At 72.5% G+C, this 5782-nt stretch carries 5 protein-coding genes and 1 pseudogene; 3 read left to right on the top strand and 3 right to left on the bottom strand.

All coding sequences use genetic code 11. From position 1 onward, the window contains the following. The 3 genes and pseudogenes from EYA84_RS24595 to rocD form a co-directional block, all read left to right on the top strand. Window positions 1-330, top strand: a pseudogene (locus EYA84_RS24595) (thrombospondin); the annotation flags it as partial. Between the two features lie 874 nt (window positions 331-1204). Continuing rightward, window positions 1205-2020: a dimethylargininase gene (gene ddaH / locus EYA84_RS24590; protein ID WP_201272469.1), complete on the top strand. Its 816-nt coding sequence runs from the start codon at window positions 1205-1207 to the stop codon at window positions 2018-2020. Further along, window positions 2017-3231, top strand: a complete 1215-nt coding sequence (gene rocD / locus EYA84_RS24585) for an ornithine--oxo-acid transaminase (protein ID WP_201272468.1) — start codon at window positions 2017-2019, stop codon at window positions 3229-3231. Before ddaH ends, rocD begins: the two co-directional genes overlap by 4 nt. Window positions 3232-3284: 53 nt before the next feature. On the opposite strand, the gene EYA84_RS24580 is transcribed toward rocD, so the two are convergent. The 3 genes from EYA84_RS24580 to EYA84_RS24570 all read right to left on the bottom strand — a co-directional run. After that, complete coding sequence (locus EYA84_RS24580) at window positions 3285-4433, bottom strand: FHA domain-containing protein (RefSeq protein ID WP_131055763.1); 1149 nt, start codon at window positions 4431-4433, stop codon at window positions 3285-3287. Next, window positions 4430-4723 (bottom strand): 4a-hydroxytetrahydrobiopterin dehydratase, encoded by a 294-nt coding sequence (locus EYA84_RS24575; protein ID WP_131055761.1) that lies wholly within the window; start codon window positions 4721-4723, stop codon window positions 4430-4432. Before EYA84_RS24575 ends, EYA84_RS24580 begins: the two co-directional genes overlap by 4 nt. 57 nt (window positions 4724-4780) lie before the next feature. Beyond that, window positions 4781-5782 (bottom strand): SCO7613 C-terminal domain-containing membrane protein (locus EYA84_RS24570; protein WP_394347608.1); only part of this gene is annotated, 1002 nt, incomplete at its 5' end.

Raw genomic sequence — 5782 nt, 5'->3', positions numbered from 1 at the left:
AGTGTGTATAAGAGACAGAGCCTGCTGGCCACACTGGGCCTGATCGTCGGCGTCGGCGGCATCCTCTTCGTCCTCACCGGAACCCTCGCCGGATACGGCATCGCGGTCGGCGCGATCGGCGCGGTCCTCGCCGTGCTGGGCCTGATCGCCACCCGGCGGCGGCACATCGCCGGCAAGGCCGACGCGCTGTTCGGCATCGCCATCGGCCTCGGCGCGGTGGTCCTCGGCATCCTGGCGATGACCGGCCAGTACGACTGGCCGACCACCGACGGCGACACCGTGGCCCGCTTCCGCGAGTGGCTTGACTCACAGTTTGTCGATCGCATCTAGAGGGCACATTTCAGCCCGCCGGTGGTTCACCGGCGCCCGGCCGGCGAGGTACCGGCCGTAGCCCGACCAGTTCTGGTGGTTCACCAGCCGGGCGCACACACCCTCGTCAGGGGCGGCGATTCGCCGCCCCTGACGCGCGTCCGGGGCACCTCGAACAGTCCTCTCGATGCGGTGGCGTGAGCAGGTCCGTGGAGCCACGCAGCGGCGTGAGTAAGGCCGTGGGGCCACGCAGCGACGTGAGCAGGTCCGTGGGGCCACGCAGCGGCGTGTGAGCGACCCTTGTGGGCCGAGAAGCGGGAACTGGGGCCTTGCCGGGCGGAGCGGGCGAGGCGTGCGGTGGCCAGGTCACGTGACCGCGTCCTCCGAACACACCCCGAGCAGGATTCGCCTGGCAATCTTGGACAGTTTCCGTTAGCAGCTAACGGAAACTGTCCAAGATCTGCGTTGCGCTGACGGGACCGTGGGCGTTGTGAGGTTCGCCGGTCCGCCGGTCGCTCGAACGGAGGCCGCTCCGGCCGATTCCACCCGACCAACGGTGTCCAGGACACCGACAGCACCCCCGACACCGCGAGCACCGATAGCGCCAGGGAGCCAGGCAGCGTCCGGCTGCCGCGCCACCGCTGCGGACGTCATCGACCGCGCGGCGAGACGACCACGCACGGTGAGCAAGCCGAGGGCCTCTCGCACGAGGCCATCGAGACGTGAACGCAACGATCAACCGTCACCAGCACCGGAGACGCAACGATCAGTCGCACTGCGCAAGGGTCGACGGTGGATTCTGCGGCTGGGCGGCGCATAACGTTGAGCAACGGCGCCAGCCCGTGGGCCGACGGTGGCCAGGGCGCGCCCGAGCCCTGGGAGCAGGACAATGACGATGGACGCCACCAGCCAGCGCTTCCTGATGTGCCGGCCGACGTACTTCGCCGTCGACTATGCGATCAACCCGTGGATGGACCCGACCGCCCCGGTCGACACCGACCGTGCCGTGCGGCAGTGGGAGCGGCTGCGGCAGGTGTACCGCGACCTGGGTCACGTCGTCGAGGAGATCACCCCGCTGCCGGGCCTGCCCGACATGGTCTTCGCCGCCAACGGGGGCACCGTGATCGGTGACCGGGCGATGGCCGTGCAGTTCCGCGACCCGCAGCGCGCCGACGAGGCGCCCGCGTACCGGTCCTGGTTCGAGAACGCCGGCTTCGAGGTGTACGACCCGAAGCACGTCAACGAGGGCGAGGGCGACGTCCTGCTCGCCGGTGACGTGGTGCTCGCCGGCACCGGCTTCCGCACCGCGCACGCCTCGCACGCCCAGTTGCAGGAGGTGTTCGGCTACCCGGTGGTCACCATGCACCTGGTCGACCCGCGCTTCTACCACCTGGACACCGCGCTCACCGTGCTCGACGAGCGGACCGTGGCGTACCTGCCGGAGGCGTTCTCCCCCGGCAGCCAGGCCGTGCTGCGCCGGTTGTTCCCGGACGCGGTGCACGCCACCATGGCCGACGCCGAGGTGCTGGGCCTGAACGCGGTCAGCGACGGTCGGCACGTGGTGCTGCCGGAGCAGGCCACCGGCCTGGCCGCGAAGCTGCGGGACCGGGGCTACCAGACGATCGGCGTCGACCTGTCCGAGCTGCGCAAGGCCGGCGGTGGACCGAAGTGCTGCACGTTGCGACTCCGTCAGGGAAAGGCGAGCCAGTGATCGAGGACATGCTGCGGACTCCGGCCGTGGTGCGGGACGCCGAGCGTCACACCGCGCACAACTACCACCCGCTGCCGGTGGTGATCTCCTCCGCCGAGGGTGCCTGGGTCACCGACGTGGACGGTCGGCGGTATCTCGACTGCCTGGCCGGCTACTCGGCGCTGAACTTCGGGCACCGGCACCCGACGCTGATCGCCGCCGCGCACGCCCAGCTCGACCGGCTGACGCTGACCAGCCGGGCGTTCGTGCACGACCAGTTCGCCGACTTCTGCCGGGAACTCGCGGCGCTCTGCGGCAAGGACCTCGTGCTGCCGATGAACACCGGCGCCGAGGCGGTGGAGACCGGCATCAAGGTCGCCCGCAAGTGGGGTTACCAGGTCAAGGGCGTACCGGACGGGCAGGCCACCATCGTGGTCGCCGACGGCAACTTCCACGGCCGGACCACCACCATCGTCAGCTTCTCCACCGACGAGGACGCGCGGGCCGACTTCGGGCCGTACACGCCGGGCTTCCGGATCGTGCCCTACGGTGACCTGGCCGCGCTGGCCGAGGCGGTCGACGAGCACACCGTGGCGGTGCTGCTGGAGCCGATCCAGGGCGAGCAGGGCGTGGTGGTGCCGCCGGAGGGCTACCTGGCCGGTGTCCGGCGGCTCTGCGACGAGCGCACCGTGCTGTTCATCGCCGACGAGATCCAGTCCGGTCTGGGCCGCACGGGCGCCACCTTCGCCTGCGAGCAGGAGGGCGTGGTGCCGGACATGTACCTGCTGGGCAAGGCGCTCGGCGGCGGCATCGTGCCGGTCTCGGCGGTGGCCGCCGACGCGGCGGTGCTCGGGGTGCTCCGGCCCGGCCAGCACGGCTCCACCTTCGGCGGCAACCCGCTGGCCTGCGCGGTGGCCACCGAGGTGGTCCGGCTGCTGGCCACCGGCGAGTTCCAGCGGCGCTCGACCGAGCTGGGCGAGCGGCTGCACGCCGGCCTGCGCGCACTGATCGGCAAGGGCCTGGTCGCGGTACGCGGCCGGGGGCTGTGGGTCGGGCTGGACATCGACCCGACGCTGATGAGCGGCCGGGAGGCGTGCGAGCGGCTGATGGAGCGCGGCGTACTCGCCAAGGACACCCACGGCTCGACCATCCGCCTCGCCCCGCCGCTGGTGATCACCGAGGAGGAGATCGACCACGCGGTGGCCCAGTTGACGGCGGTACTGGCCGGCTGACACCCGCAGGGCGGGCGTCGGGACCACGGTCCCGGCGCCCGCCGTCGTCCGCGTCAGCGGGGCAGGCGCATCGCCATGGTCGGCGCCTCGGACATCACCGAGTCGGGGTTGTACGGCGCACCCGAGGGCAGATCGCTCGGCCGCCCGATCTGCACGCCCGGGTACAGCTCCACCATGTCCCCGCTCCCGAGGGCGCGGGACTGCTGCGGCGCCAGCGGCAGGCGGTCCGACTCGGCCATCGAGCCGCCCGGCCGGATGCCGGAGCCGTTGGTGCTCACGTCGGTCGCGACGATGTCGCCGCCCCGCAGCTCAAGCCGCAGATGACTGCGGCTGATCCAGCGCCGGGCCTCGTCGTTGAGCCACTGGCCCAGCATGATCGCGTTGGCGCTCTCCGGGGCGCGGCCGATCGTGACCGGCTGGTCCTCGGTGAGCACGAAGCGACGCCGGATCAGGCCACCGACGCGTACCGCCAGGACCTCGCTGCGCGGCCGGGGGCCGTCGTCGCGGAGCCGGGTGCCGTGCCGGGGGCAGGTGGGTACGCCACCGCGCAGCGACGGTGGCGGCTGGCCGGTCGGCGCGCGGTCGATCCGGGCCAGGTCGGCGAAGGCACCCCCGCCGCCGGCACCGCCGAAGAGGGTGCAGCCCGACTCGGAACAGCGCCACTGCCGGGCGAGCAACTGGACACCGGCCGGTGACGGCGGCCCGGTGAGCGGGATGTGGCCGCCACCGACATGGGCGATGAAGACCGGCCCACCGGCACCGGGCACCGGGGCGAGCACCCGGCCGGGCTGGTCGACCAGCCAGGGGAACCGCCCGCGCAGGCCGTCGAAGCGGACCCGGCTGAGCACCGGCAGGCCGAGCAGGTCGGCCACCTCAAGCATCCGGTCACCCGGATTGTCCAGCACCTCGACCAGGCCGTCGTCGGCCCAGCGGCGGACCACCATCCGCTCGTTGGAGGTCAGGTCGGCGTCGGAGAGCACCCCCCGGTGCACCACCGCGTAGACCGGGACGGTGTCCTCCTCCAGGCTGCGCGCCAGCGCGTCGAAGACCATGCCGAGGCGCAACGTGCTGGCCGGTCGGCCGCCGTCGAGGTCCTGGTAGCGGATGACCTCGGCGAGGTCGATCACCGCACGGACGAGCTGCGGGTCGGTGCAGACCCGCCCCTCGATCGCGTCCAGGACCTTGCTGATCTCGAACCTCATCGGGCCGCCCCCACGATCTCGTCGATCCGCCGGGCCAGCTCGACGTCGCGCAGGGTGACGCCGCCGGCCGAATGGGTGACACAGCGGAACGTCAGCGTCCGCCATCGGATGTCGATGTCCGGGTGATGGTCCAGCTCCTCCGCCACCACGGCGACCCGGTCGACGACCGTGACGGCGGCCGGGAAGCTGGCCAGCTCCACCGTGCGAATGATCCCGGCGGGGTCTCCCGACCAGTCCGCCAGTCCACCCAGCTCGTTTCGCACCGCCTCGGCGGTGAGCACGTCAGCCATGGCAAGGACCCTACCTGTGCCGTCCGACGGCGGCGCGACCAGCGGCTGCGCCATCGATCAGCTCATCCTGCCCATGGCGTCACGGAGACGACCCAGGTCGCGACGGCGGCGTTCGTAGGTGGCCGCGAGACCGATCAGCGCCAACCCGGCGACGGCCAGGAAGACCCACCGGGGCAGCAGGTCCCAGCTACGTCCCGCCTCGTGCAGGGCGAGCCGGGCGAGGGTCAACCCGCCGAGCACCACCGGCGCCTGCCAGCGGCGGACCGCCCCGAGCAGCGTGACGGCCAGCGCGGCGACACCGAGCAGCAGACGGCGCCACGGCTGGTCGTCGGCGTCGAACAGCAGGGTTCCCAGACTGGGCAGCAGCAGCGCGACCAGACCCGGGCCGAGGGCGAGCCAGCTCTTCAACCCCGGCCGGGTACGCATCGCCACCGCACCGAACACGAGCGCCAGCACCGCCGCCGGCACCGTGTACGCCTCGACCACCCGCACCTCGCCGGAGCGCAGCAGAAGCCAGATGGCGAGGAGTTCGCTGCCACCGGCCACCGTGGCGAAGACCCACCGTCGTCCGGTCGACTCGCCCCGGCGCAACAGCCGTACCCCGACCGCCACTCCCCAGAGCACGCAGATCGTCGCGGCGTACCGGCCGGAGCCGACGGTCAGCAGCACCGCGACCAGCGCCACCGCCTGCGCGGTGACGTCCAGCACCGAGCGGACCGCCGACAGGGCGACGGCCAACGCGAGGACCAGCACCGCGACACCGAGCACCGTGAACCCGGCCACCCGCAGCGGCAGCCCACCGGCCAGCGGGGCGGTGATCGCGAGACCGGTCGCCGCCGCGATCGCGACCAACCAGCCGACCAGGCGTACCGCGACCGCCCGGGCGGCCACCCCGACCACCGTCGCCGCCACCACGAGCAGGCCCAGACCGGCCAGCGTGCCCGCCCTGGTGGCCTGGAGGTTGAGCAGCCCGGCACCGGTCAGCACCAGACCGACGGGCAGGCCGGCACCGAGCAGCGCGCCGGACCGGCCGCGCAACGCGGTGACCAGCAACGCGGC

It is taken from the genome of Verrucosispora sp. SN26_14.1, assembly GCF_004307965.1.
In the GTDB taxonomy this organism is placed as follows: Bacteria; Actinomycetota; Actinomycetes; order Mycobacteriales; family Micromonosporaceae; genus Micromonospora.
The sequence above is the reverse complement of the archived record's forward strand: the minus strand, read 5'-3'. Positions and strand labels throughout refer to the sequence as shown.

Excerpts from the sequence above, each read along its gene's own strand:
- EYA84_RS24580 (WP_131055763.1), bottom strand. The coding sequence starts at position 4,433 with ATGAGGTTCGAGATCAGCAAGGTCCTGGACGCGATCGAGGGGCGGGTC.
- EYA84_RS24575 (WP_131055761.1), bottom strand. The coding sequence starts at position 4,723 with ATGGCTGACGTGCTCACCGCCGAGGCGGTGCGAAACGAGCTGGGTGGA.
- ddaH (WP_201272469.1), top strand. The coding sequence starts at position 1,205 with ATGGACGCCACCAGCCAGCGCTTCCTGATGTGCCGGCCGACGTACTTC.